The 26,141-nt window shown below is 59.0% G+C and carries 21 protein-coding genes; 11 read left to right on the top strand and 10 right to left on the bottom strand.

From position 1 onward, the window contains the following. Positions 1-123 precede the first annotated feature (123 nt). Entirely contained in the window at positions 124-1,224 is a 1,101-nt protein-coding gene (locus tag ACYQ6M_RS04090) for a PAAR domain-containing protein (protein ID WP_460072282.1), read from the top strand. Between the two features lie 56 nt (positions 1,225-1,280). Continuing rightward, the gene (locus ACYQ6M_RS04085) at positions 1,281-2,264 is read left to right on the top strand and encodes a hypothetical protein (protein WP_460072280.1); all 984 of its coding nucleotides are present in this window, start codon (positions 1,281-1,283) and stop codon (positions 2,262-2,264) included. Positions 2,265-2,284: 20 nt separating this feature from the next. On the opposite strand, the gene ACYQ6M_RS04080 is transcribed toward ACYQ6M_RS04085, so the two are convergent. From ACYQ6M_RS04080 to ACYQ6M_RS04065, 4 genes are all read right to left on the bottom strand, one after another. After that, on the bottom strand, positions 2,285-3,571 hold the full coding sequence (locus ACYQ6M_RS04080; protein ID WP_460072278.1) for a DUF930 domain-containing protein: 1,287 nt from the start codon (positions 3,569-3,571) through the stop codon (positions 2,285-2,287). A 106-nt stretch (positions 3,572-3,677) separates the two neighbouring features. After that, positions 3,678-5,666 (bottom strand): RNA polymerase sigma factor RpoD, encoded by a 1,989-nt coding sequence (gene rpoD, locus ACYQ6M_RS04075; RefSeq protein ID WP_031268185.1) that lies wholly within the window; start codon positions 5,664-5,666, stop codon positions 3,678-3,680. A 536-nt stretch (positions 5,667-6,202) separates the two neighbouring features. After that, complete coding sequence (gene dnaG, locus ACYQ6M_RS04070) at positions 6,203-8,149, bottom strand: DNA primase (protein ID WP_460072276.1); 1,947 nt, start codon at positions 8,147-8,149, stop codon at positions 6,203-6,205. A gap of 174 nt (positions 8,150-8,323) precedes the next feature. After that, entirely contained in the window at positions 8,324-8,818 is a 495-nt protein-coding gene (locus ACYQ6M_RS04065; protein WP_051990208.1) for a GatB/YqeY domain-containing protein, read from the bottom strand. Positions 8,819-9,063: 245 nt separating this feature from the next. Between ACYQ6M_RS04065 and carA the strand changes: the two genes are divergently transcribed. After that, positions 9,064-10,248 (top strand): glutamine-hydrolyzing carbamoyl-phosphate synthase small subunit, encoded by a 1,185-nt coding sequence (gene carA, locus ACYQ6M_RS04060; protein WP_031268189.1) that lies wholly within the window; start codon positions 9,064-9,066, stop codon positions 10,246-10,248. 151 nt (positions 10,249-10,399) lie between these two features. Here the strand turns inward: carA and ACYQ6M_RS04055 are convergent, their stop codons facing one another. Then, a complete protein-coding gene (locus ACYQ6M_RS04055) occupies positions 10,400-10,837 on the bottom strand; it encodes a MerR family transcriptional regulator (protein ID WP_022997956.1) in 438 nt (145 codons plus the stop codon). Positions 10,838-11,707: 870 nt separating this feature from the next. Here ACYQ6M_RS04055 and ACYQ6M_RS04050 point away from each other — a divergent pair. From ACYQ6M_RS04050 to ACYQ6M_RS04035, 4 genes are all read left to right on the top strand, one after another. After that, complete coding sequence (locus ACYQ6M_RS04050) at positions 11,708-11,986, top strand: helix-turn-helix domain-containing protein (RefSeq protein ID WP_022997958.1); 279 nt, start codon at positions 11,708-11,710, stop codon at positions 11,984-11,986. Positions 11,987-12,157: 171 nt separating this feature from the next. Further along, on the top strand, positions 12,158-15,520 hold the full coding sequence (carB, locus tag ACYQ6M_RS04045; RefSeq protein WP_055655706.1) for a carbamoyl-phosphate synthase large subunit: 3,363 nt from the start codon (positions 12,158-12,160) through the stop codon (positions 15,518-15,520). Positions 15,521-15,634: 114 nt separating this feature from the next. Then, positions 15,635-16,108: a transcription elongation factor GreA gene (gene greA, locus ACYQ6M_RS04040; protein WP_022997960.1), complete on the top strand. Its 474-nt coding sequence runs from the start codon at positions 15,635-15,637 to the stop codon at positions 16,106-16,108. A gap of 260 nt (positions 16,109-16,368) precedes the next feature. Then, positions 16,369-16,830, top strand: a complete 462-nt coding sequence (locus ACYQ6M_RS04035; RefSeq protein ID WP_022997961.1) for a hypothetical protein — start codon at positions 16,369-16,371, stop codon at positions 16,828-16,830. 41 nt (positions 16,831-16,871) lie between these two features. On the opposite strand, the gene ACYQ6M_RS04030 is transcribed toward ACYQ6M_RS04035, so the two are convergent. Next, a complete protein-coding gene (locus ACYQ6M_RS04030) occupies positions 16,872-17,222 on the bottom strand; it encodes a VOC family protein (RefSeq protein WP_022997962.1) in 351 nt (116 codons plus the stop codon). A 34-nt stretch (positions 17,223-17,256) separates the two neighbouring features. Continuing rightward, a complete protein-coding gene (locus ACYQ6M_RS04025; RefSeq protein WP_031268195.1) occupies positions 17,257-17,724 on the bottom strand; it encodes an Lrp/AsnC family transcriptional regulator in 468 nt (155 codons plus the stop codon). A gap of 201 nt (positions 17,725-17,925) precedes the next feature. Here ACYQ6M_RS04025 and ACYQ6M_RS04020 point away from each other — a divergent pair, with 201 nt between their 5' ends. The 3 genes from ACYQ6M_RS04020 to ACYQ6M_RS04010 are packed head-to-tail and all read left to right on the top strand — an operon-like array spanning position 17,926 to position 20,874. Further along, entirely contained in the window at positions 17,926-18,957 is a 1,032-nt protein-coding gene (locus ACYQ6M_RS04020) for a mitochondrial fission ELM1 family protein (RefSeq protein WP_460072272.1), read from the top strand. Positions 18,958-18,978: 21 nt separating this feature from the next. After that, positions 18,979-19,947 (top strand): thioredoxin-disulfide reductase, encoded by a 969-nt coding sequence (trxB, locus tag ACYQ6M_RS04015; RefSeq protein WP_022997965.1) that lies wholly within the window; start codon positions 18,979-18,981, stop codon positions 19,945-19,947. Between the two features lie 30 nt (positions 19,948-19,977). Then, positions 19,978-20,874, top strand: a complete 897-nt coding sequence (locus ACYQ6M_RS04010) for a LysR family transcriptional regulator (protein ID WP_022997966.1) — start codon at positions 19,978-19,980, stop codon at positions 20,872-20,874. A gap of 667 nt (positions 20,875-21,541) precedes the next feature. On the opposite strand, the gene msrP is transcribed toward ACYQ6M_RS04010, so the two are convergent. Further along, the gene (msrP, locus tag ACYQ6M_RS04005) at positions 21,542-22,504 is read right to left on the bottom strand and encodes a protein-methionine-sulfoxide reductase catalytic subunit MsrP (protein ID WP_055655710.1); all 963 of its coding nucleotides are present in this window, start codon (positions 22,502-22,504) and stop codon (positions 21,542-21,544) included. 170 nt (positions 22,505-22,674) lie between these two features. Then, a complete protein-coding gene (locus ACYQ6M_RS04000; protein ID WP_460072269.1) occupies positions 22,675-24,738 on the bottom strand; it encodes an elongation factor G in 2,064 nt (687 codons plus the stop codon). 500 nt (positions 24,739-25,238) lie between these two features. Here ACYQ6M_RS04000 and ACYQ6M_RS03995 point away from each other — a divergent pair, with 500 nt between their 5' ends. Next, entirely contained in the window at positions 25,239-25,532 is a 294-nt protein-coding gene (locus ACYQ6M_RS03995; protein ID WP_145903515.1) for a hypothetical protein, read from the top strand. A gap of 34 nt (positions 25,533-25,566) precedes the next feature. On the opposite strand, the gene ACYQ6M_RS03990 is transcribed toward ACYQ6M_RS03995, so the two are convergent. Beyond that, positions 25,567-26,046: a DUF992 domain-containing protein gene (locus ACYQ6M_RS03990; RefSeq protein WP_228929702.1), complete on the bottom strand. Its 480-nt coding sequence runs from the start codon at positions 26,044-26,046 to the stop codon at positions 25,567-25,569. Positions 26,047-26,141: the final 95 nt, after the last annotated feature.

Here is a 26,141-nt window from a genome sequence, read left to right as displayed (position 1 = left end):
CCTGTTCTGCAGCAACGAAGGTCTTCTTCATGCCCGATCCGTCTCCTGGTCGCGATAAGCAGTATTGACAGTGTGAAACAACTTTCCGATGATCCGGCAGTTTTTATTAAGACCGGTTCATTTATGGGTTTTCCTGCCGCTCGTCTCACCGACCTGCATACCTGCCCCATGTGCATGGGGGTTCCCGCGCCAATCGTATGGAAAGGCGCCTATACCGTGCTTACCGGCAAGCTGCCGCAGGCACGTGTTGGCGACATGTGCGTTTGCGTCGGCCCGCCGCCTCCAGCCGGTGGTGACCCCATCATTACAGGTGCGTGGACGGTTCTGGTCGAAGGCAGCCCTGCAGCGCGAATGACAGATCTGACCGCAAAGGCCGGAACAATCATAACCGGCCTGCCAACGGTTCTGATCGGAACGCAAGGCGGTGGTGGTGGAGGCGGTGGCGGAGGAGCAGGCGGCGCTGCGCCTCCGGCAAAAAGTCCGCACAAGTTCTCCGCCAGCGCGGAGACGGGTATCGAGAAGCCCTACAAGGAACGATACAACTCGAAAGGCATCAAGAAGCCGGATACCGAGAAGCGGTCGCTCAAGGACCAGCTTAAGGACGACGCCGAGATCAGTGCCGAATACGAGTATGAGCTGTTCAGCAAGGAAAAGACCTTCTGGGAATCGGAAGGCGGTCATTTCAAGACCGAGGCGAGCGCGGAGGCAAAGCTCGGCATATCGGGCGATATAAACGGGGACTTTGCCGCTGGAGCTTATGCAAATGCAAAGGTTGCCGCCATTACCGGAAAGGCCGAAGGCAAGACGCTTAACGGGCTTGTCGGTGGCAAGGTGGAAGGCGAAGCCTTGTCCGCTTCAGCCGAAGGGGGTGTCGGCTTCAGAAAATCCGAAGATTTTGCGGGAGTGGAAGGCAAAATCGGAGGTGAACTCGTTCTGGTACAGGCCAGCGCCGAAGGCACCATTAACATCAGTCCCAAAACGCTGTACGACAACACCCTTGGCCCGTTTTTGAGCTGGGTGAGCGGAGATCCGGCGAAACGAACGCTCGACAGTGCCTATGACCACGGCCTTCGAATCGGAGGCCGCGGAGAAGCCGGTGTCGGGGCTGCAGCCGGGGCCAGCGCGCAGGCAGGAAAAATCGGTGGCGCCTATGGCGTGACTGCTGAAGCCAAGGCAGGGGCCGGTCCGATGGCGGGCTTCAAGGTCTTTGTCGGAGTTTATTAGACAGGTGGTTTTGCACTCGAGACCGCCGGCAGGAACACCCAAGGGTGATAATCGGAATGACCACTGAGGACTATGTCGCCGCCGAACTGACCGCAATCAGCCCGGCCCCGTTTGCGTTCCAGCTTCTGCTTCCCGGAAGCTGGGAGGTGAAGCAGGTCAACGAGCAGCCCCTCACGGTGGACAGTCCCACCATCATTGCGGTTTTCGAGCCTCCCCAGGCGACGAATATCTCCGTTCAGGTGATCGGCATTCTCCTCAACAACGAGATCTCGGCCGCACACTGGCTCGAATACTACTGCTCCCTGTCGTCCTGGCATGTCGACACCCTGCAACCGATCGATGCTCGCCGCGCACGCGCAAGCTGCTTCGTCAGGGCCGAAGGGCACGAACTGCGCGGCCTCGTCACCGTCACGGTCAATGGCAATACGCTGATCCTGATCCAGGCCTTTGTTCCTTCCAGCGAGTTTGCTGCCCTTTCGGACATCGTCAACATGGCCGTCAGGTCCTTCCGCACCGAACAGGTCAGGCAGCCGAACGTGATCGAGGACTGGAGCAACTTTTCCCTGTTCCAGGACATCGGCTTCTTCTTCCCGGCGTCCTGGCATGTCAACCAGCCGCAATCCGGTCTGGCCGATCGCATGGCCATCGACTTTGCCCGCACGGGCTCCAACGGCGAGATCCTCGGGTTCGCCAGACTGAAGGCGATCAGCGCACAGCAGCCGGTAGACCTTGTTCAGGAACTGGGCAAGACCCGACGGGAGTTCGAAGGTTCCGACATCATTTTCGACGCGGGTGCGACGTCGAAAGCGGTGGCGCTCGACCCGCCGTTTATCGAAGCCACCGAAGTGACCGTCGGTGCCCGGACGATTGAAAGCGATGATCCGCTGGAATTCACCGCGCTGGCGATGAAGACCCCGTCGCACGTGATCATCAGCTCCATACTCGGCCCCTCTCGCAAGACGTCGTTCTACAATTGGGCGGTGAACATGCGTGCGCACGAAATCGCCAACGCGTCGCTGCAATTCAAGAGTCAGCCCTGAGGTCAGTCAAACTGGCGGGGTCAGAACCCCGTCAGTCCCCGTTCCAGCCACTGGCTTTGCGGGATCTCCTTGCCGATCTTGAAGGAGAACCGCTCCACACGCGTCACGCCGCTGTCCGTCTCGCAGCGGAAAGCCACGTCGAACCAGCGGCCAAGACTGCGGAAAGCGGCGATACGCGGCTGCAGAACGTTGCCGCCCCGAGGCCGGAAAGACGGCAGCAGTTCGGGCGGCAAGGAACTGACGGAAGCAATCTGCTCTCTCAACTCGGTCATGCACAAAAGGTTCAGCCGCTGGCCCTCGGTCATGCCGCGCATGGCCGTGCGCGCCTGCGGATCATCCAGAATATCGCGGGAATAAAGTTCCCGAGCTGCAATCATTCCGGCTGGAGGTCCTTCCGAGCCGCCTGATGCCCTCCCTCCTCCTGCCTGGTCGCGTTGAGGCGAAGCCACCGGTTTCGGTGGTTTGGGAGCGGGTGTCTTGTTCGTTGCGATCGGTCCGACAATTCCGAAGTCTTCGGCGGGCTGCTCTCCGGTTTCAGCGGTGTCCGTTTCCGCGCCGGTTCCAACGGTCTCCTCTGGCAGGGCCTCCGGCTGTTCGGGTGTTTCGGCAACGTCTGAGGCCTCCTCAGGAGATTCACTATCATCAGCGGCGTCTTCAGCGGCGGTATCCTGTGCCTCTTCCGAAGCATCCTCCTGCGGCGCTTCGGTTTCGGCAGCCTCGGTCTCCTGACCTTCGCCCTCACCTTCCCCTTCGCCGGCGTCCGTTTCGCCCGCCTGGGCCTCATCCGTCTGCGCGTCGGTTTCCGCCTGCTGCTCACTCTCCGAGGATGCGCTTTCCGCGGATGCCGGCGGCGTTTCCTCTTCCCCTTGCAGCCCCGTGTCTTCTTCGCCGAACTCGGTCACTTCCTGCAGAACGGACGGCTCTGGCGGTTGTTCGGGCGTCTCGGCAAGGTCTTCGCGAGCGGACGCTGGCGGTGGAGGCGGCGGCGGCGGGGCTTCCTCGGCCTGCTCCTGTTCCGGCGGCTCGGGTTGATCGGGTGTTTCCACCTCTTCCTGCTCCGGTTGCTCCGGTTCAGGTTGCTCAAGTTCCACAGGTGGCGTCTCTTCCTCCTGCGGCGGCGGGGGCAGCAGCTCGACTTCGACCACGTCCTGCAGGGGCTGCGTCGTATAGCCGGATACGCCTTCCAGCAGCATCAAGGCCACAAGCGCGTGCAGCACGGCGGAGACCACAAGCCCCCACAGGAAAAGCCGCCGGTCCCCAGGCTCGATCCCGACCATGTTCCGGTCCATGTCGGCGGTGATGGCCAATAGAGCGCCCTTAAAGCAAAGTTGCCGGTTGAATTCAGGTTCGAAGTTTCAAAAAAACCCGGCGTTTCCGCCGGGTTCTTTGATGTTTCAAGCTCTTCCCGGCAGCTTAGCTGTCCAGGAACGACCGCAGCTTGCGAGACCGGCTCGGGTGCTTCAGCTTGCGCAGTGCCTTCGCTTCGATCTGGCGGATACGTTCACGGGTAACCGAGAACTGCTGCCCGACTTCTTCCAGAGTGTGGTCGGTGTTCATGCCGATACCGAAACGCATGCGCAGCACGCGTTCCTCACGCGGAGTGAGCGAGGCGAGCACGCGGGTCGTCGTTTCGCGCAGGTTCGACTGGATGGCCGCATCGATGGGCAGAACCGCGTTCTTGTCCTCGATGAAGTCGCCCAGATGCGAATCTTCCTCGTCACCAATCGGTGTTTCGAGCGAGATCGGTTCCTTGGCGATCTTCAGAACCTTGCGAACCTTCTCCAGCGGCATCTGCAGCTTTTCAGCCAGCTCTTCCGGGGTCGGCTCGCGTCCGATTTCATGCAGCATCTGGCGCGACGTACGCACGATCTTGTTGATCGTTTCGATCATGTGCACCGGAATACGGATGGTACGGGCCTGGTCGGCAATCGAACGGGTGATCGCCTGCCGGATCCACCATGTTGCATAGGTGGAGAACTTGTAGCCGCGCCGGTATTCGAACTTGTCCACCGCCTTCATCAGGCCGATGTTGCCTTCCTGGATCAGATCCAGGAATTGCAGGCCGCGGTTGGTGTATTTCTTCGCGATGGAGATCACGAGACGCAGGTTCGCCTCGACCATTTCCTTCTTCGCGATACGTGCCTCGCGTTCGCCCTTCTGCACCATTGCTACGATGCGGCGGAATTCGGTGATTTCGAGCCCGGTTTCGGTGGCTAGTGTCTGGATGTCCTGACGCAGCTCGCGAACGGTTTCCTTTTCCTTCGCGATGAAGTTTTTCCAGCCACGTGTGGAAAGATTGGCAACCTTGCGCAGCCAGTTCGGGTCGAGCTCGGCACCCTGATACTGCTTCAGGAAGTCCGTGCGGTCGACATTGTAGCTGTCGGCCAAACGCAGCAGACGGCCTTCATAGCCCATCAGGCGCTTGTTGATGTCATAGAGCTGGGCAACCAGGGCGTCGATACGGTTCTGGTTGAGCGACAGGCTCTTCACATCAACGATGATGTCTTCTTTCAGCTTCTTGTAGCGGCGCTCCTGGCTTGGCGACAGGGTCTTGTTGGCCAGCTTGTTTTCCACCAGCTGATCCTGCAGGCGGCGAAGCTTCTTGTAGTTGTCGGCGATGTTGTCGAAGGTTTCCAGGACGCCCGGCTTCAGCTCGGCTTCCATCGCGGACAGGGAAACGTTGGATTCGAACTCGTCGTCGTCATCCTCGCCGTCACCGTCTTCGCTTTCGTTTTCGGTATCTTCAGACGCACCGCCGGAGTTTTCCGAATTGCCTTCGCCCGGCGCCACATCGTCATTGGCAACGGCCGGGCCGGCCTTGGCATCAGGGCCGGCATAGGTTGCTTCCAGATCGATAATGTCGCGCAGAAGAACCTGGGCTTCGTTCAACTCGTCACGCCAGATGATGATGGCCTGGAAGGTCAGCGGGCTTTCGCAAAGACCCGCAATCATCGCCTCGCGGCCAGCCTCGATGCGCTTGGCAATCGCGATTTCGCCTTCACGCGACAGCAGCTCGACCGAACCCATCTCGCGCAGATACATGCGCACGGGATCGTCGGTGCGGTCGGCGGGCTCTTTCGTGGTGCTCTTGGCAAGCGCCGTCGTGCTTGCGGCAACCAGATCGCCGCCATCGACTTCTTCCGGGCCTTCTTCGGCTTCGTCGGAATCGATCACATTGATGCCCATATCGGAAAGCATGGACATGGTGTCTTCGATCTTTTCCGAAGACACCTGCTCCGAGGGCAGAACCTCGTTCAGTTCATCATAGGTGACATAGCCGCGTTTCTTGGCGGCTTTGATCATCTTTTTGACAGCGGCATCCGACAGGTCCAGCAGAGGGCCGTCAGGGCCGTCCGTGCTCTGCTCCTGTGTGTCGTCTGCTTGTGTCGCTTTGGCTACCATATCGTGCTCCAGTTCGCGGCCGGTCCGGCCACGCCGCGCCCTTTGTTTGGCTTCAACCCAATTCACCCCCAGCGCGCCAGCATGTGGTGCGGCGGCGTCTGAAAGAATCACTGCGGTTAGGTTTGTAAGCCGTGTCCCTTAAGTCCCAATTAACCGTACACTTTTCGACATTGGCATATTTCAGCATCGACGCAGCACACGGCCTTTTCTGTCGGCATCCGGAAACGGATGCGTAAAAGGTGTTCGTTCGGGTTGCAGCTATATTAAGACTTTTGCCGCGAGCAGGCTTGAAAGCTCCGGCGCTTGAGGGCTGCAAAGGTTCTATTTAGCTCGGCTCACGCGATTCGCAAGTGTGATTCGTCACCGGTCAATTGGAAAATGCCATTTTTGTGCTCCTGCGCACACCAAAGAGGGCATTTTCAGGCCCAATGCCGGTTCGTCGCCAGAAAACGGGTCGCTGCTCCAAAAGTTCCCTTTTCCTTTTCCGGAACTGAAGGTCCACACATCCTCGTTTAAGCCACCGGCAAGCCATTCCGTCAATGAGCTGCCACGGCCACAGGAGGTGCCGTGCGGATCTTTTTGGCACGCTCGGCAAGGTCGGCTTCATCGCGCGCACATTCCTCTCGCCTCCGGCTGAGGTCCTGCGTCAAGGCCTGGATGCGCATCCAGGAATGCTCATCGAGCTGCTCGTCCGCGGTAGCAAGCTCGGAGGAGAGTTCGTCTTCCAGCGCATTGAGTTCCAGGACATCGAGAAAGTGCAGATAGGCCGCTTCGATGAAATCCTCCGGCGGGTTGGATTTCAGAAGCGGGAAGCGATGGATCAGCGCGGAAAACTCCGCACCACGTTGCTGCTGCATGCCGATGGTTTCGAGCATCATTTCGCCCATGATGTTCCGAAGCGGTTCCTCGAATGCGCTGGTCAGGTCGGAAATGGGCGTCGCTTCCAGATCGTCGACGATCCGGCACAAAATGTCCCGCAATTGCCTGTGGAGATCATTGGCAAACGGCAACCTGGAAAACCGCTCGAAGTTCCTGTCGAGCAGATGCGGGAAGCGCATGCTCAAACCGAGCACCAGCCGTTCGGTGCCGAAATCGTGGCTGGCAGCCACCCGTTCGCGTGCCGTGCCGAGCGGAGACGCCGCATCGGCTGAACCACCACCCTTGCCACCCTTGCCCCCCTGCCGGGACTGGCGTGCCTGCTCGAAGAACAGATTCGACAGCTTGAACTTGAGATCGAGCTGATACCGTCGACGCACCCGCTCGTCGCGAATGGTGGCAATCAGATCATCGAACCGCTTTTCCAGTGCCGCCTTGCGTTCAGGCGTATCGAGCCGTGAAACGGAAATCTCCCGCTCCCAGACCACATCGAACAGGGACTGTGCCCGCTCGACTTCGTCGTGAAAGCCTGCCACCCCGCGCTGCTTGATGAGGTCATCGGGGTCCATGCCGTCAGGCAGGAAGCAGAACTGGAACGAATAGCCGCTCTTGAGCACCGGAAAGATCCGGTCGATGGCGCGATGCGCTGCCGAAACACCTGCTGCATCGCCGTCAAAGCAGATCACCGGTTCGGGTGCGAATTTCCAGAGCCGCACCACTTGGTCTTCGGTAAAGGCCGTGCCCAAGGACGCGACCACATGGTGGATGCCCGCCTGCCAGAGGGCGATTGCATCGAGATAGCCCTCCACCACCACTGCCTCGCCGCTTTTGAAGGCGGGTTCGCGTGCGCGATGGGCGTTGAACAGCATGACACCCTTGTGAAACAGGGGTGTTTCCGGCGAGTTCAGATATTTCGGCTGTCCGTCCGGAGACAGGGTTCGCCCGCCAAAGGCGACCACCCGGCCACGATCATCCTGGATCGGGATCATCAAACGTCCGCGGAACCGGTCGTAGGACGGGCGCCCGTCTTCCGGCTTGATGATGAGCCCTGCCTCGATCATTGCAGCTTCCGGGATCTCGCGCGCTGCAAGATATCCCTTCAGCGCATCGCGGCTTTCAGGCGCAAACCCGAACCGGAACTCGCGCAGGGTGTCGGGCGTCAGGCCGCGTTTTTGCGTGTAGGCGCGGGCGGTGTCGCCACGAGGGCCCACGAACTCGGCCTGAAAGAACTGCGCCGCCATTTCGCAGATATCGGCAAGCCCGGCCCGCTTCTTCTCGCGCCGCGCCGCCTGGGGATCGGGCGCAGGCAGACCGACGCCTGACTGTTCGGCAAGGCGTTCGACAGCCTCCGGAAAGCTCAGCCCTTCGGTTTCACACAGGAACGTAAAATGATCACCGGACGCACCGCAGCCAAAACATTTGTAGCGGTTACGGCGATCGTCGACGTGAAAACTTGGACTCTTTTCCTGATGAAACGGGCAGCACGCCCAATAGTCGCCCTTGCCCGGCTGCGTCTTGCGCCTGTCCCAGGTCACACGCCGCCCAACAACATCCGACAAGGTCAGACGGGCACGAATTTCATCGAGTAGGCGCGGTTCGAAACGCATGGAACAGTGTACGGGTCCGGATTACAGAAAACGGCATCCTGCCATCGGCACATTCGGGCGCCGCCGGTCAGTCCGCCAAAATAGAATGTCTTGAAGGTCGTTTCCAGTGGTGCCGGGCCTCATGCCCGGCTTCTGGAAGATTTTTGCATCAGCCTCACCGGCTGCAACAGCGGCTCAGTCCTGTTTACCAGTCCCGGTGCTGCCCTGTTCACCACCGTCAGCTCGCAACATGTCCTTCACCAGGCAGGACGCCTGCACGAAGTCCATTTTCCCGGGATAACGGCTCTTCAGTTCGTTCATGCAGCGGCCGATGTCACGCAGACCATGCGCGTCGATATCCTTGACCGTCTCTTCGCAGATCTTCTGCATTTCCTCGTCGCTGAGCTGAACGGGCAGAAATTCACGGATGATTTCCTGCTCTTCGCGCTCCTGCTCGGCCAGGTCGAGCTGTCCGCTGCTTTCGAACTCTTCCGCGGAAGTTTCCCGCTGACGGATCATTTTTTGAAGGATCTCAATCACTTCGGTTTCGTTGACGCCGTCCTTGCCGTTTTCACGGGCAGCAGCCTCACGGTCCTTCACAGCGGTCTGCACCAGACGCAACGTGGCGCACCTGCGCTTGTCGCCTTCGTCCTGTGCCGCTTTCAGGGCAGCGTTGATTCTTTCGCGCATCACATCGCGCATGGTTCACCCCACCCCTGCCGCGCTGAGGCCCGGCGCTCAGGGGCGCCATTCCATTTTCTCAGCCAAGCCATTGAATTTTAAAGATCTTTTTTCAGAGGATCAATATTGACGATCCAAGCCGCTTCCCATAGAGTCCCGCGCTTAATGCAGGCGGCCTTTTGCGGGCTTTCCAGCCCGCCGCAGACGCCCTTCCTGCAGCGCATGATGTCACCAACAAGATCTGGAAACAAGACATGACGACTGCAGACGCATGGTCCGAGACCCCGGCGACCGCCTTGCTTGTGCTCTCCGACGGCAGTGTAATCGAGGGACAGGGCCTCGGCGCAACCGGCCAAGCCGTTGGTGAGATTTGCTTTAATACGGCAATGACCGGTTACCAGGAGATCCTGACCGACCCATCCTATTCCGGTCAGATCATCACCTTCACATTTCCGCATATTGGCAATGTCGGCACCAACGATGAAGACATCGAGACGGTCAACATGGCCGCAGACAGCGGCATCCGCGGCGTTGTGCTGGCAGCCGCCATCACCGATCCGGCCAACTACAGGGCGGCAAAACATCTCGATGCGTGGCTGAAGAGCCGCAACCTGATCGGCATCAGCGGCATCGACACCCGCGCGCTGACCGCACTGATCCGGGAAAAAGGCGTGCCCAACGGCGTGATCGCCCATTCGCCGGACGGCAAATTCGATGTCGATGCCCTGAAAACGGCCGCCAGAAACTGGCCCGGCCTGGTGGGTATGGACCTTGCCAAGGACGCTTCCACCACCCAGTCGCACCAGTGGCACCAGACGACCTGGAAATGGGACGAGGGCTACGGCGAGGCAAAGGCCGGCAAGTTCAAGGTCGTTGCCATTGACTACGGCATCAAGCGCAACATCCTGCGCCTTCTGGCTGACGCCGGCTGCGAGGTCACGGTTCTCCCTGCGACCGCGACGGCGGATGACGTCCTGGCGCAAGCGCCCGATGGCGTGTTCCTGTCAAACGGCCCTGGTGATCCGGCCGCAACGGGCGACTACGCAGTGCCGATGATCAGGAAGATTGTCGATGCGGGCGTTCCCACGTTCGGGATCTGCCTTGGCCACCAGATGCTCGCTCTGGCGCTTGGCGGCAAGACCCTCAAGATGCACCAGGGGCACCATGGCGCCAATCATCCGGTATTCGACCATACCACCGGCAAGGTTGAAATCACGTCGATGAACCATGGTTTCGCGGTGGATGCGGACAGTCTGCCGGACAACGTTCAGCAGACCCATGTGTCCCTGTTCGACGGATCCAACTGTGGGTTGGCGATGAAGGACAAACCCGTGTTTTCCGTCCAGTATCACCCGGAAGCATCCCCCGGCCCGCGTGATAGCCACTACCTGTTCAAGCGGTTCACCGACCTGATGGAAAGCGCGAAATCGGCAGCCTGACCTACTCGGGCCCCGGGAAATGCAGACAAGCGTTTGGCTGACGAACCAGCCGGCCAACGCCACTCCGCCACCGGAATGCAGCATTGTCTCAAATAAAAAACCCCGGCGTGCAGTGCACACCGGGGTTTTTTGATAACTGATGCCGGAAGCTTTATCCGATCAGTTCGTCAAATGCCGTCAGGATCTGACCGACTTCTGCGATCTGCTCGTCAAGCATCTGCTTCTGCTCCACCAGGATTTCCTGTTGCGCTAAGCAGATTTCCTGAAGTTCCTTGAACTGGTCTTCCCGTTTGCCGTTGCCTTCCACCAGCTTGATCACCCGGCGGATTTCGGCAAGCGTGAGGCCGATCTTCTTGGCCTGCAGGATTACCCGCATCCGCGAAACGTCACGTGGACCGTAGAAACGGCGTGCGCCCTTGCGAACCGGATTGAGAAGACCCTTTTCTTCGTAGAAACGAAGCGTCCTGAGGGTTACGTCGAACCGCTCGGACATTTCCGAGATCGCGAGAGCGCGATCGTCAAGCATCACTTCTTGTCCTGGCCCGGCAATATCCGGCACCACGACCATCTTGGTTGCTACATTGTTCATACTTTTAAGCCCGATCTTGTCTTTTTTGTTCCAAGTCTGGCTGGGTCTTGCTGCGCTCCCGACTCGCCGGTCCCACCTCCGGTTCATCAGGTCCCACTAGCACCGCAATTACAGCCCCCGCAGCTTGAAGCGCAATGCTCTTCGCTTCAGAAGCTCCCAACGCCAAACTCATAGGAGACTAAGCAGTAGTCTAATACACCGGATCGACAGTTAAAATCTACGCCAAATTTAGGAATATTGCCCAGTTTTTACGGAAGTTTCAGTTATGCGAAAACTAAAACTAAAAACCTACGAGAAAGGACACGCAACTACGAATGTTTATTCAGGGGCACTTTAGCCAAAACACGAACAAATATTAATTATCGATAATCTGAATATAAGAACTAGACTTTTCTTGAATATATAAATCCACAATAAATTTTCTTTACCTCACGGCAACGACCAAGGGAAAATTACTTAGTTCGCTTACTCCTAACCCTGAGGATTATTACAATTAGTGAAATTCCCTTAGATACTATGTAGGCAAAAAAGTTCACGAATCGTGATCCGCGAGACGAAAATGAACGCTACATACGCAACAATACCCGCTATGCGCGAATATCAATTCCGCCTTACTCCTCATGAAAAGATAAGGAAAAATCTAAGCTTATCACTTATTTGACCAACCGTTACGGCACCGAACAAGTATATCAATTTTTTGTCCACACGGTCAATTTTACCATCAAATTCAACCACCTCCATCGACGCAAAAGAGCACATTGTGCACTTCTCGATTGACAAGCGATGAGCAAGGTTATTTTTGTCAGAAGTACCGGACGAGCGAACCCGCAAGGGGATGCCCGCAACCAAGGTATTCTGGAATAAGACGAAATGGCCGATTCAAAATCCAAAGACACCATGCCCGGCATGACCCCGCAGCAATTCCGCCATTGGCGGCGAGCACTCGGGCTCAAGCAGAAGGATGCGGCAGACCGTCTGGGCCTGAAGAAGCGCATGATCCAGTATTACGAAAAGGGAAATCGCGACGGGCGACCCGTTGAAATTCCCAAATCCATCCGCCTTGCCTGCTATGCATTGTCGGAAGGGATCGGCGACTTTGACGGCCAGACAACGATCCCGTTACCCGCCGAAATTGCCAAGCCGGAATAAAGTCGTGATTTTAGCTCGCAAAAGGTCGACTTTCACGCCCTGGCGGGGTTCCCTCCTGCGCAGCTTTTCCCTATAAGACGCGCTCAGCCAACATAGTCATACCCTCATGTCCGAGCCAGACCGAATAGCGAGCCCGCTGTCCGGAAAGGCCGCTGCGAGCTGCGAGCCGAGATGCCAAAACGCACAGATATCTCTTCCATCCTGATTATTGGTGCCGGTCCGATTGTCATCGGCCAGGCATGTGAATTCGATTATTCGGGCACCCAGGCCTGCAAGGCGCTGCGCGAGGAAGGGTATCGCATCATCCTGGTCAACTCGAATCCGGCGACGATCATGACCGACCCGGACCTGGCTGACGCGACCTACATCGAGCCGATCACTCCCGAGCTGGTGGCCAAGATCATCGAGAAGGAACGCCCGGATGCGCTTCTGCCGACGATGGGGGGCCAGACCGCGCTGAACTGCGCACTCGACCTGGAACAGATGGGTGTTCTGGAAAAATACGGCGTGGAAATGATCGGCGCCCGCGCCGATGTCATCGAAAAGGCTGAAGACCGCGAAAAGTTCCGGGCTGCGATGGACGTCATCGGCCTGGAAAACCCGCGCGCGGCAATTGCCTCCTCCCCGGCAATTCACGACGAGAACGGCCGGATCGTCGGTTACGACCGCAATGCCGGCTATCTTGAAGCCATGCGCGCCATCGACGAGATCGGCCTGCCGGCGATCATCCGCCCCGCCTTCACCCTGGGTGGCACCGGCGGCGGCGTTGCCTATAACCGGGAAGAATTCGAAACCATCGTCCGCTCGGGCATCGACGCATCTCCGGTCGGTCAGGTCCTGATCGACGAGAGCCTGCTCGGCTGGAAGGAATATGAAATGGAAGTGGTCCGCGACACGGCGGACAACTGCATCATCATCTGCTCCATCGAGAACGTCGATCCGATGGGTGTGCATACCGGTGATTCCATCACTGTCGCGCCGGCCCTGACGCTGACCGACAAGGAATACCAGATCATGCGCGACGCCTCGATTGCGGTGCTGCGCGAGATCGGCGTGGAAACCGGCGGTTCGAACGTGCAGTTCGCGGTCAATCCGGACAATGGCCGCCTGGTCGTCATTGAAATGAACCCGCGCGTGTCGCGGTCTTCCGCCCTGGCCTCCAAGGCAACCGGCTTCCCGATCGCCAAGATCGCGGCCAAACTTGCTGTCGGCTACACGCTGGACGAGCTGGAGAACGACATCACCGGCGGCGCGACCCCGGCATCGTTCGAACCGACCATCGATTACGTGGTCACCAAGATCCCGCGTTTCGCCTTCGAAAAATTTCCGGGCTCCGAAGCAACCCTGACCACTGCCATGAAGTCAGTCGGCGAAGTGATGGCCATTGGCCGGACCTTCAACGAAAGCCTGCAGAAAGCATTGCGTGGTCTGGAAACGGGCCTGAACGGCTTTGATGAAACCGAAATCCCGGGCCTTGATCAGGGCGACGACCGCAACGCCCTGCGCGCTGCCGTCTCGACACCGACACCGACCCGGCTTCTCAACGTCGCCCAGGCCATGCGCCTTGGCATGACGGTCGAGGAAATCTACGAGGCCAGCGGCATCAATCCCTGGTTCCTGGAGCAGATCGAAGCCATCCTGGAAATGGAAGCGAAGGTCCGCAAGCTCGGCCTGCCGAAAGATGCAGCGAACTTGCGCAAACTGAAATCCATGGGCTTTTCCGACGCGCGCCTGGCAAGCCTTGCCGATCTCGATGCATCGGACGTTGCCAAGCTCCGCAAGCAGCTGGACGTGCACCCGGTCTACAAGCGCATCGACACCTGCGCTGCCGAGTTCGCCTCCCCGACTGCCTATATGTATTCCACCTACGAGGCTCCCTTCATGGGGCAGCCCGCGTGCGAGGCGAATCCGTCCGACCGGAAGAAGGTGGTCATTCTGGGTGGCGGTCCGAACCGGATCGGCCAGGGTATCGAGTTCGACTATTGCTGCTGTCATGCCGCCTTCGCGCTGGAAGACGCGGGCTACGAGACCATCATGGTCAACTGCAACCCGGAAACCGTCTCCACTGATTACGACACGTCCGACCGCCTCTACTTCGAGCCGCTGACCGCTGAAGACGTGCTGGAGATCATGCGCAAGGAGCAGGAGAACGGCACGCTGCACGGCGTCATCGTCCAGTTCGGCGGCCAGACCCCGCTCAAGCTGGCGCAGGCGCTGGTCAAGGCGGACGTGCCGATCCTCGGCACGTCACCGGACATGATCGATCTTGCCGAAGACCGTGACCGGTTCCAGAAGCTTCTGATCAAGCTCGACATGAAGCAGCCGGAAAACGGCATCGCCTATTCCGTCGAACAGGGTCGCCTCATCGCCGGTCAGCTCGGCCTGCCTCTGGTGGTCCGCCCGTCCTATGTCCTGGGTGGCCGTGCCATGCAGATCATTCGTGACGAGGAAGCCCTCAACTCCTATCTGCTTGGCACCCTGCCGGAGCTGGTCCCGGCGGAAGTGCGGGCAAAGTACCCGAACGACAAGACCGGCCAGATCAACACCGTGCTGGGCACCAACCCGCTGCTGTTCGACCGCTATCTCGACGGCGCGATCGAGGTGGATGTCGATGCCCTTTGCGACGGCAAGGACGTGTTCGTCTGCGGCATCATGGAGCACATCGAGGAAGCCGGCATCCATTCCGGCGACAGCGCCTGCTCCCTGCCGCCGTTCTCGCTCGGCGAAGAGATGCTTGAAGAACTCAAGCGCCAGACCACGGCATTGGCTCTGGCACTGGAAGTCGGCGGCCTGATGAACGTGCAATACGCCATCAAGAACGGCGAGATCTTCGTTCTGGAAGTCAACCCGCGCGCATCGCGCACCGTGCCCTTCGTCGCCAAGACGATCGGCGCGCCAGTCGCAAAGATCGCCAGCCGCATCATGGCAGGAGAAAGCCTGGCTTCCTTCGGCCTCAGCGAGAAGAAACTCGACCATATCGCGGTCAAGGAAGCTGTCTTCCCGTTCGCCCGCTTCCCCGGCGTCGACACGATCCTCGGACCGGAAATGCGCTCGACTGGCGAAGTCATGGGCCTCGACACTGCCTTCGGCAAGGCCTTTGCCAAGTCCCAGATCGGCTGCGGCACAGGGGTTCCGGACAAGGGCACCGTGTTCGTTTCCATGCGCGACGAAGACAAGGCCGGCGTGCTTGACGCCGTCCGCAGCCTGGAAGCCGGCGGCTTCACGATCATCGCCACCGGCGGCACCCAGAAGTTCCTCGAGGACAAGGGGATTGCGGTGAAGAAGATCAACAAGGTTCTTGAAGGCCGCCCTCATATCGTTGATGCTATCAAGAACGGTGAGGTCCAGCTCGTCTTCAACACGACCGAAGGCGCACAGGCCATCTCCGACAGCCGGTCGATGCGCCGGGCGGCTCTTCTGAACAAGGTACCGTATTACACGACCCTTGCAGGATCAGTGGCTGCCGCGAAAGGCATTGCCGCCCATAAAGCTGGGAGCCTTGAAGTAAGACCTTTACAATCCTACTTCGGCTAAGGCTATTATACTCGTGACCGGCCGGGAAAGCGCGCCTTTCCCGGCTTGGTTTGTTTTTGTCAAAGCGCGGTCCTCGAGATTAGGGGGACCCAATAAGCTGAAGGTCTGAGACCAATGGAAAAAGTTCCGATGACCTCCGCCGGGTACAAGATGCTCCAGGACGAGCTGAAGGAACGTACCGCGGTAGAGCGCCCGCGCATCGTCGAGGCGATTGCTGAAGCACGCGCGCATGGCGACCTGTCGGAAAATGCGGAATACCATGCGGCTAAAGAAGCCCAGAGCCTGAACGAAGGCCGTATTTCGGAACTGGAAGACAAGCTGTCCCGCGCTGAAATCATTGATGTGACCAAGCTGTCCGGCGACATCGTCAAATTCGGCGCGACCGTCACCCTCATCGACGAGGACACCGAAGAAGAAAAGAAATACATGATCGTTGGCGACGTCGAATCCGACGTGAAGCAGAACAAGGTCTCTATTTCTTCTCCGATCGCCCGCGCCCTGATTGGCAAGTCCATCGGCGACAGTGTCGAAGTTGCTGCCCCTGGCGGTGCCCGGTCTTACGAGATCGTGGACGTACGCTTCGTCTGACCCCAGCCTTTCAGTGTTGAGCCTTCCCGGTCTGGCCTCTCTTTGCAGGGACCGTCCCCGGTCTTAGCAGGCCTGAAAATTGCCCCTGGCCGTTTCAATGTCCGGGTTCCCTTTGAACCCGGACCTGCCTGGCACAGCTCCCCCGGCAACGTACGCGCGTTCTGCGACTGTCCTTAAGTCGCAGCAAAAGCAGAGCTTTCCCTTTGACGTCCACGACACAGCCGTTAAGCTGACAACCGGAAAGTGTCGGAGGATTTGCAATGGTCTTTAACGCGATTGCTGTATGGTTGTTGATCGCGTCGGTGCCGTTATGGATATACCGCTGGTTTCTGTTTTCCAGGCTCACGGCACGCGAACGCCTGATGTTCAAGCGCCTCGTCGCGCAACGCCACGAAAGCTCCTTCGTGTTCGCCGTGCGGATGGCTGGTTACCTGATCGCTCTGGCTGTTGCCGTCTTCTTCGTCGTCTTCGGTCTGCAATATCTGAAGTATGGCAACTTTGGCATAACGACCTACAGCGACACGATACGCAGCAGGTTCTATTCCGGCATTGAACCCGTCGACCAGGCGCTCGACAGCTACCACTATGACCAGATGCTGCCCGTTGCGGCACTGACGACCATCCTGCTGGTGACCGTCGCCTTTACACTGGTCACCGCGGCTCTCAGGGACATCTCCCTGATCCGGCGTCTCCAGAAAAAAGTGAAAAAACTGGCTTCGTGAGTTTGTTGGCGCCCTTGCCTGCCGGATCGGCAGGCAACGCCTCACGCGTGCTGCAAGATATTCACCAGGCGCCCGAAAGGGTCGCGCACGTAAAAGCGCCTGACGCCCCAGGGCTCATCTGCCGGGCCGTATTCGATGCCGAGGCCTTTTGCCTGCACTTTTTCCAGCACTTCTTCAAGGTTATCGACTTCGACCGAAAAATCGGGCACGGGCGTTCCCGCACCGCCTTCCGCCGCAATGCTGACCTGGGCCATCGCCCCCCGTTCGCCTGCAAAGGTGACGATCCAGCCGTGATCCATCGCCAGGTCCATGCCCAGCACGTCGCCGTAGAAGCTTTGCGCCTTGCCGGTATCCGGCGATGCGATGTTGGCAACGACTCGTTTCACAGCCATGGCGTCTTGTTCCTTCTTGCAGCCGGTTCGGACTTCAATCGATTGGAACGACAGGCTCATCCTTTGTTCGGCGGATTGTCAACGCCGTACGAACGCTGTCGACGTTGGGCGCAGCGGTCAATTCGCGAATGATGAAATTCTGGAAGGTCTGCAGATCCGGCGAAACGCATTTCAGCAGGAAGTCGACCTCACCCGAAAGCATGTAGCTTTCGCGCACCAGTGGCCAGTTCTGAACCGTCTGTTCGAAGGCAATCAGATCCGCCTCGGTCTGGCTGTGCAGCCCGACCATCGCAAAGGCTGTCACGTCGTAACCGAGCTGCTTTTCATCAAGCAGGGTCCGGTAGCCCAGAATGAGCCCGGCTTCCTCCAGCGCGCGCACCCGGCGCAGGCAGGGAGGAGCGGATATGCCGACCCGACGGGCCAATTCCACATTGGTCATCCGTCCGTCATCCTGCAATTCCTTCAGGATCTGCCAATCAATGGCATCGAGCCGCGCTTTCAAACCTGTCTCCTTCGCGCTTCGCATGACGCGCCATGCTGTGGGCATTCGGGTCTTTCGCAAGACTGTCGCCTTGCCCGATACCGGAATCCCAAGCTAACCTCTATTTGTGTGCCGAGTTATGATTTTTTGCGCGTTTGTGCAAGACTATAACAAAATTGCGCACGATTTCGAAAGATTACGATAGGGGAACTTCTCCAAAACATGCCTTTTTCGCCGGAGAAAGCCCCTTCTTCCCTCTGGATCCTCACCGATGGAAAGGCGGGCGATGTTGCCCAGTGCCGCGGTATTGCCGAAGCCCTCGGCGCACCTGTTGAAGAACGCCACATAGCGCCGCGTGCACCCTTTACCTGGTTGATGCCCTTCGGTCCGATCGATCTGCGCGAGCGGGAGACCCGCCCCGGCAGCCCGATTGCCCCGCCCTACCCTGATATCGCCATCGCGTCCGGCCGCCGGGCGGTCCCGTATCTGCGCCGGGTCAAGCGCCTTTCGGGAGGCAAGACCTTTACCGTGTTCCTGAAAGACCCGCGCATAGGACCAGATGCAGCGGATCTCATCTGGGTACCCGAGCATGACAAGCTGCGCGGACGGAACGTCCTTGTAACACCGACGTCCCCACACAAGTTCTCGGCCGCAACACTGGCCGAACTCCGCAGCCGGCAGGTTGCCGAGATAGATGGTCTTCCACGGCCCCGTGTTGCGGTTCTTGTCGGCGGGGACAGTCGGCACCACAGGTTTTCCGAAGACGACCAGAACCGCCTTTTGAGTGGCCTGCGAGAGCTTGCACATGCGGCACATGTCCATTTCATGATCACAGCCTCCCGCCGCACGCCGGCCGGATTGGCGTATGGTCTTGCAGGATTGGCCAAATCGGGAAATCACCTCTACTGGACAGGCGAGGAACCCAACCCTTACGGCCTCTATCTCGCCAAGGCAGATGCGATCATCGCCACTGCCGATTCCACGAACATGATCGGTGAGGCCACAGCCACCGGCAAGCCGGTCCATGTATTCGAACCGAGCGGCGGTCACGACAAGATCACCCGGTTTTTGGGGACTTTGCGACGCATGGGTGTCATTCACCCCTTTCCAGGTCCGCTGAAAACCACTACCTACGAGCCGATAGATGCCACGCCGGTGATCGCTCAACGCATCTTGAGCGATTTTTCGGCCGCACGGCAAACCCGGAACAACGCCCCGATGGGCCAACCTGGCAACGCAAACGCCGGGACATGAAAACAGGATAAAGGTGCGCCCATGAGCACGGAACACAGCAAACTTCTGATCATCGGCTCCGGCCCGGCCGGCTACACGGCTGCCATATATGCTGCCCGTGCCATGATCGAGCCGACGCTGGTGGCCGGTATTCAGCCGGGCGGCCAGCTGACCATTACTACTGATGTCGAGAATTACCCCGGCTTCGCGGATCCCATCATGGGGCCGTGGCTGATGGAACAGATGCAGAAGCAGGCCGAAAACGTCGGCACCAAGATCCTTTACGACACCATCGTGAAGGCTGACCTGTCCCAGCGCCCGTTCCGCCTGGAAGCCGACAGCGGCACGGTGTTCACGGCGGATGCCCTGGTGATCGCCACCGGCGCGCAGGCCCGCTGGCTTGGCCTGTCTTCGGAACAGGATTACATGGGCGCTGGCGTTTCCGCCTGTGCGACCTGTGACGGCTTCTTCTACCGCAACAAGGAAGTTGTGGTTGTCGGCGGCGGCAACACCGCCGTGGAAGAAGCGCTGTATCTCGCCAATCTCGCCTCCAAGGTGACGCTGGTTCATCGCCGTGACAGCCTGCGGGCGGAAAAGATCCTGCAGGACCGCCTGTTCCAGCACCCGAAGATCGACGTCATCTGGGACCACCAGGTCGACGAGATCCTCGGCGGCGGCATGCCGAAAGCAGTTACCGGCGTACGGTTGAAAAACACCGCAACCGGCGAATTCCAGGAAATTTCCACGGACGGTGTCTTCATCGCCATCGGCCACGCACCGTCGGTCGAACTCTTCAAGGATCAGCTCACGCTGAAGTCCAACGGCTACCTGGAAACTGCCCCGGATTCGACCAGGACATCCATCCCGGGCGTCTTTGCGGCCGGTGATGTCACCGACGACATTTATCGGCAGGCAGTAACCGCTGCCGGCATGGGCTGCATGGCAGCCCTTGAAGCCGAGAAGTTTCTGGCCGAACATGAAGTGACGTCGACAAAGCAGGCCGCCGAATAGGCTGCCTGACTGTCCTGCGGAGGGGCACGCATGGATTGGGACAAATTGCGCATTTTTCATGCGGCCGCACAGGCTGGCAGTTTCACGCATGCAGGTGACACCCTGCATATGAGCCAGTCGGCTGTCAGCCGGCAGGTCAGTGCGCTAGAGCACGATCTGGGCGTTCCGCTGTTTCACCGGCACGCCCGCGGCCTCTTGCTGACCGAACAGGGCGAACTGCTCTACCGGACTGCCAACGACGTGCTGATGAAGCTGGAAGCGGTTCAGTCGAGCCTGACGGACAGCAAGGAAAAGCCATCCGGAGCCCTGCGCGTGACAACCACGGTGGGCCTTGGTTCCACCTGGCTCACCTCACGGATCAGAAGCTTCATCGATCTCTATCCAGATGTCGACCTGCACCTGATCTTCGACGACGACGAACTGGACCTCGGCATGCGCGAAGCGGATGTGGCCATCCGCTTGCGCCAGCCGACCCAGCCGGACCTGATCCAGCGCAAGCTGTTTACAGTGCATTTCCATGTCTATGCGGCACCGGAATACCTTCAACGGTTCGGAACACCTGTGTCGATCGACGACCTCGACAAGCACCGGCTGATCACCTTTGGCGAACAGGCTCCGGCCTACCTCCGCTCGATGAACTGGCTGGAAACAGCCGGGCGCGTCGCGACAAGCCCGCGCAGGTCCGTCCTGAAGGCCAACAACATCGTGGCTATCAAGCGTGCTGTTCAATCCGGCGTGGGCATTGCCATTCTGCCGGACTACATCATCGACAAGTCGTCGAACCTGGCACCTGTCATGACCGACCAGGACGACAAGGTGCCCTCCTTCGACACCTATTTTGTCTACCCTTCGGAACTGAAGAACACCGCGCGTGTTACCGCGTTCCGCGAGTTCCTGCTGGCAAATGCAGAAGGCTGGGTTTTCTAACCCTGCCCTCCTTTCGTCTGTCCGCCCGAATGCGATTGGCTCAACCAGCCCCGGCTTGACCGGGACGCAACCCTGCTTGCCTGCACGACCGGCCTACAGGGGCTTTTGCAGAGACTCTCTCCCTAAAAAGGTCTCAGAACTCGGCCTGCGCCGCGGCAACCGAGCGGCCCGATCGTCTCCATTCCGCTGGGAAAGCACAGGACTGGACAGACTCAGGTTTCATTCGCCAAATCAGCTCAACATTTAGGCATCAAAATTACTGCACACGGGGACAGCATTTGCATTTATTTCGGTGAACCAATCGATTTTTTCACTCGAAATTAAAAATTTTTTTGAAGCTGCCGGCAAAAACCGACTAATTCAATCTGTTGTAATTAAAGGGGTTTTGGTCAAATTTTTGACCATTCAGTCAAGCTCTGCGTAAAATGCATAGCAGATCTGCACCCCTGCCTCTTGTTTACGCAGCTTGTGCACTGCATATAAGCATCACTGTTGGTCACACGGACATCACGTCCTCCTCCCAGTGATGTTCCGACCAGCTGTTCCCCTCTGGAAGGTGATTCCACTGTTTTCAGTGAATCAAAATAAACTGCCGGGTCTTTTAAGACCCGGCTCTTTTTTTGCCCAGACGATGCTGCGATGCAGCATGACGTAATGTCACTTCACCTCACATGAACAGGCGTTCGTTGCCCAGGTCCTTGTAGAGGCCGGCCACCTGCTCCTCATAGCCGTTGTAGAGAAGCGTGTTGCGGCGCTCGTCCGTTCCAAGCAGCCGCTCGGAAGACTGCGGCCAGCGGCGATGCGGCACGGACGGGTTCACGTTCGCCCAGAAGCCATATTCAGAAGACTGGATCTCCTCCCAGAAGCTGACCGGACGCTCGTCGGTGAAGGAGATCTTCACGATCGACTTGATCGACTTGAAGCCGTACTTCCACGGGACAACCAGCCGGATCGGTGCACCGTATTGCTTGGCAAGCGGCTTGCCGTAAACGCCGGTAGCGATGAAGGCGAGTTCATTGGTCGCTTCTTCCAGCGTCAGGCCCTCGACATAGGGCCAGGGATACCAGCTCTGCTTCTGCCCGCTGGCAACCGACGGATCGAGGAAGGTTTCAAAACGCAGGTATTTTGCACCTGACTGCGGCCCGGCCAGCTTCACCAGCTCGGCAAGCGCGAATCCCGACCAGGGCACGGCCATGGACCACGCTTCGACGCATCGATGCCGGTAGAGCCGCTCTTCCAGAGGCATCTTGGCCAGAAGGTCATCGATGCCGATCTCTTGCGGATTGTCGATCATGCCATCCAGCACAACGGTCCAGGGGCGGATCTTGAGTTCCTGTGCCGCCGGCCAGATCTGCTTGTGCGTGCCGAACTCGTAAAAATTGTTGTATTTCGCCGTGAACTCTTCCGGGGTCACGTCCCTGTCGAGCGTAAAGGTCTCATTGCGCTTGACCGGATAAAGGCCCGCGCTCGGGTCTTCTTCCGCAAAAGCCGGGCGAATTCCAAGGCCCGTACCCATCAGCGCACCAGCCCCGGCAAGGCCGGCAAGGATCTGCCGGCGGTTCATGAAAACGGCCTCCGGTGTTGCTTCCCGTTCCGGAAGCTCCCAGCTGCGTTTCTTCAGTATATTCATTGTCAGTCTCCCGTTTGTTCCGAAGGAAACCGGAATCGGCTTTCAATGGCAAATAACGCCCTGGTGACTGAGCGCAACAACAAGGTGATCAACAGTACAGCGCTTTAGTAAGACGAACACAACAGAGGGGCCAACCGGCCCCTCTGTCATCGCTTTCAGTGCTCTACCGTTCACGCGGCCTGTCTGCCGGACCTCTGCAGGGCAATGTCCGCCGCCTTGCCGGAAAGTTCCGCCATATGGTCGAACTCGGCGGTGTAGCTTGCAACCCCGGCGGTCGCCGAACGCAGTTCGATGATCAGGTCGCCGATTTCCGCCTCCGGCATTAACGCCTGCACCTCATCCCAGCCATTCCACTCGGGACGGGCATCGAAGCCAAGCAATTGTCCGCGTCGTGCCGAGACGATCGCATTCACCCGCGCGGTCGCATCGCTCGGGCAGGCTATCACCACCTTGTGGATCGGCTCCAGCAGCACCGGCTTGCACTCAGGCAGACCTTCCCGGATTGCCAGAATGCCGGCCATCTTGAAGGCCTGGTCGGAACTGTCCACAGAGTGATAGGAGCCGTCCGTCAGACAGACGGACACATCCACCACCGGGAATCCGAGCGGGCCTTGCCCCAGCGCATCCAACACGCCGTCACGCACGGACGGGATATATTGTTTCGGCACGACTCCTCCGGTAATCGTGTCTGAAAACTGGACGCCCTCGCCGCGCGGCAGCGGAGATATCTCGATCACCACATCACCGAACTGACCATGCCCGCCAGACTGTTTCTTGTGACGGCCACGAACCTTGGTGCCTGACCGGATCGTCTCGGCATAAGGCACGTGCGGTGTATTGGCGGCGATATCCAGACCGTATTTTCCGGCAAGCCGTTCCTGGGCAACACGCAAATGCATTTCGCCCTGCCCTGCAAGCAACGTTTCGGCCGTTGTCTGGTTTTGCGAGACGATCAGCGAGCGGTCCTCTTCAACCAGTTTCGCCAGTGCCGCGGAAAGACGGACCTCGTCCTTGCGCTGTTTGGCGGAAATCGCCGTCGCCAGAACAGGATTGCGCCGTTCAAGCACCTGAAGGCTTTCGATCTTCCCGTTTTCGAAACTCAGGAGGTCGCCCGTCTGGACATCATCGAGCCTCCCGAGCCCAACCAGATCGCCCTTGCCGGCCGTTGCGATCTTGTTCGCCTGCTGGCCGAAGACAGAAAACAGTCCGGACACCTTGATTTCGGTGTCGCCATTGAGGAACAGGGTATCGCCGTCGGAGACCACGCCTTCCAGAATGCGGGCGATCGACTGCTTTCCGCCGTGCTGGGTGTGCAGCGTCTTGACGACCTGCAGCATCGCGCGCGACGTCGTGCCAAGCACCCGGCGCGACAGCAGGTCGACACCAGGAACCTCATGGCGCAAGGCCTTGAGCAGCCGGCTGACACCGTTGCCGTGTTCTGCGGAGCCGAAGAAAACCGGACAGATGAGACCGTCCTGCATTTCGTTCACCAGATCGGCGAACACCTGATCGCGATTGGGGGCGATATCCTCGAGCAACGCCTCCATCAGGTCGTCGTCGTGATCGGCCAGGTGTTCCAGCATGGTGAAACGAGCTTCGTGCTCACGCGCGAGATCCGCATCGGACATGTCGATCTGAGTGCTTTCCTCCTTCTCGTGATAGACATGCGCCCGCTCCAGCGCGAGATCGATGAAACCCGTCGCCAGGCCGTCTTCCCAGATCGGGATCTGTCGCAGCACCAGCGGCACCGCAGATGCCGGTTGCAGCACGCTCAGGACATCGCGCACCCGCCGCGTGCTCTTGTCGATCTTGTTTAAAAACAAAACCCGCGGAATGGCGCGGGCTTCAAGGGCTTTCAGGATCAGCTGCAGGGCTGGAACCTTGCGCTCGTCGTCCTCCGCCACCACGACGGCCAGATCCACCCCGGAAAGCGCCCCGTCCATTTCGCTCAGGAACTCCACGGATCCAGGGCAGTCGACGAACACGAAGCGATCTCCCAGGAATTCCGCGTCCGCAATGTTCAGTTCCACACTCATGCCGTGGGCACGCGCTTCCGGCGAAGCGTCACCCACCGTATTTCCGTTCGCGACGGATCCTTGCCGGGCCACCTTGTCCGTTCGCGCCAGCAAGGCTTCCAGAAGACTGGTCTTGCCGCTGCCGAACGGACCCACTAGGGCGATACAGCGCGGAGCGCTGCCCGCAGCAGATCCTTTTCCGTTTGAAGTGATTGCCATGCTGAGCCTCCCGTTAGTTCGAGGATATCTCGTAACAACGCGGCAGGGCCGGCTGGGGGACGCGGCCTGCCGCGTCTCGCCCGGATGGGATCGAAGGCCTTTTGCCCGGTACTCAACAGCACCAAGCCCCAAACTGTGGCCGATCGACCAGGGGCGGTCAGCCATCGTCGCGCCGATATCGGCGGCAACGCAAGGGAATCTTACGCGGCAGCGCAGCAATTTGCCCTTGTCTCGGCTCAGTCTCCAGGCAGATGACAGCTCGTTAAAAGTGCACAAAAATCCAAAACACCGCCGATCCCAGAGGCTTATAAAGGCTCTCCCGACTGAGATCTCCAGACCGGCAAGCGGTGGAGAAAATTTGAGCTGAAGACTGAAAAAAGTCCCGCCTTCAGACCTTCCCAAGCAAGTGCCATTGCCCTGCCGGAATTGGCAGATAGTGAAATTGACGCGCGGAGGCCTATGTAACCAACTTGAACTGGCCTCGGGCAAAAGGAGCACGCGTGACCAAAACCCTGATACTCTGTTCAGCCCTGCTAGCTGCCACGTCGGCAATACCGGCGCATGCGCAATCGACCCAGCTGCGCAGTCCTCCCATGATGACCTCGCCGCGGCTGCCTTCTGCCGGTCAGCAGCTGAACCAGAACCTCAACCGCCAACAGTCCGGTTTCTCCACCCGGCAGCAGATTGACGGTGCGGAGCGTCTGAACCGCACCGAGCAGATCAACCGGCAGAACACCCGGCCGGACAAGGAAGAAACTCCCTGTGCCGGCGCGAACGAAAGCTGCCGCGACTAAAGCGGAGAAACAGGACAGCGGCAGCCGTTGAGGCTTAGTTAATCAGTTCCAGCGTCATCTTGCTGACACCCAGTGTCAGGTTCGTGCCTGTCTGGCTTTCCAGGCTGAAAGGGTTGAGCGCGATGGATCGGTCGAAACCACCCAGCAGCGCGTTCGCCTTGATGCCCGCACCAACACTTGCCCCGGCGGTCAGCCCGCCGTAGGTGCCTGCCAAAAGGCCCGGCTTCCGGTTTGCGGAAGGTGCCAGCACGCCCCAGACCAGCGTGGCCTGTTTGGTCTTGCCTATGTCCAGCCCATAGTCGCGGACGGTCCCCTTGTAGTTTTCCACCGCTCCACCGTCGACCGGTGAAAAGCTGCATCCGAGTGTTGCTGAAGAGCCAACAATGAAACTGTGCTCGCCTTCCACCAGGCAGCTCAGTTTGCCGATTTCAACCTTTGGGCTGTCTTCGGAGGCAAGGGCCGGCATGGCAAACACAATGGCCACGGCGGCAAGAACCGGTTTCAAAATACGCATGTAGAGAACTCCCGTTCGGCTGCGAATATCCGCTTTTAGCAAAGGCGCGGATCACGCCAGTGATATGACGCGCCAAGACGTCAAAATCGCGGCAA

It is taken from the genome of Roseibium sp. ROS1, from assembly GCF_054658215.1.
The sequence above is the reverse complement of the archived record's forward strand: the minus strand, read 5'-3'. Positions and strand labels throughout refer to the sequence as shown.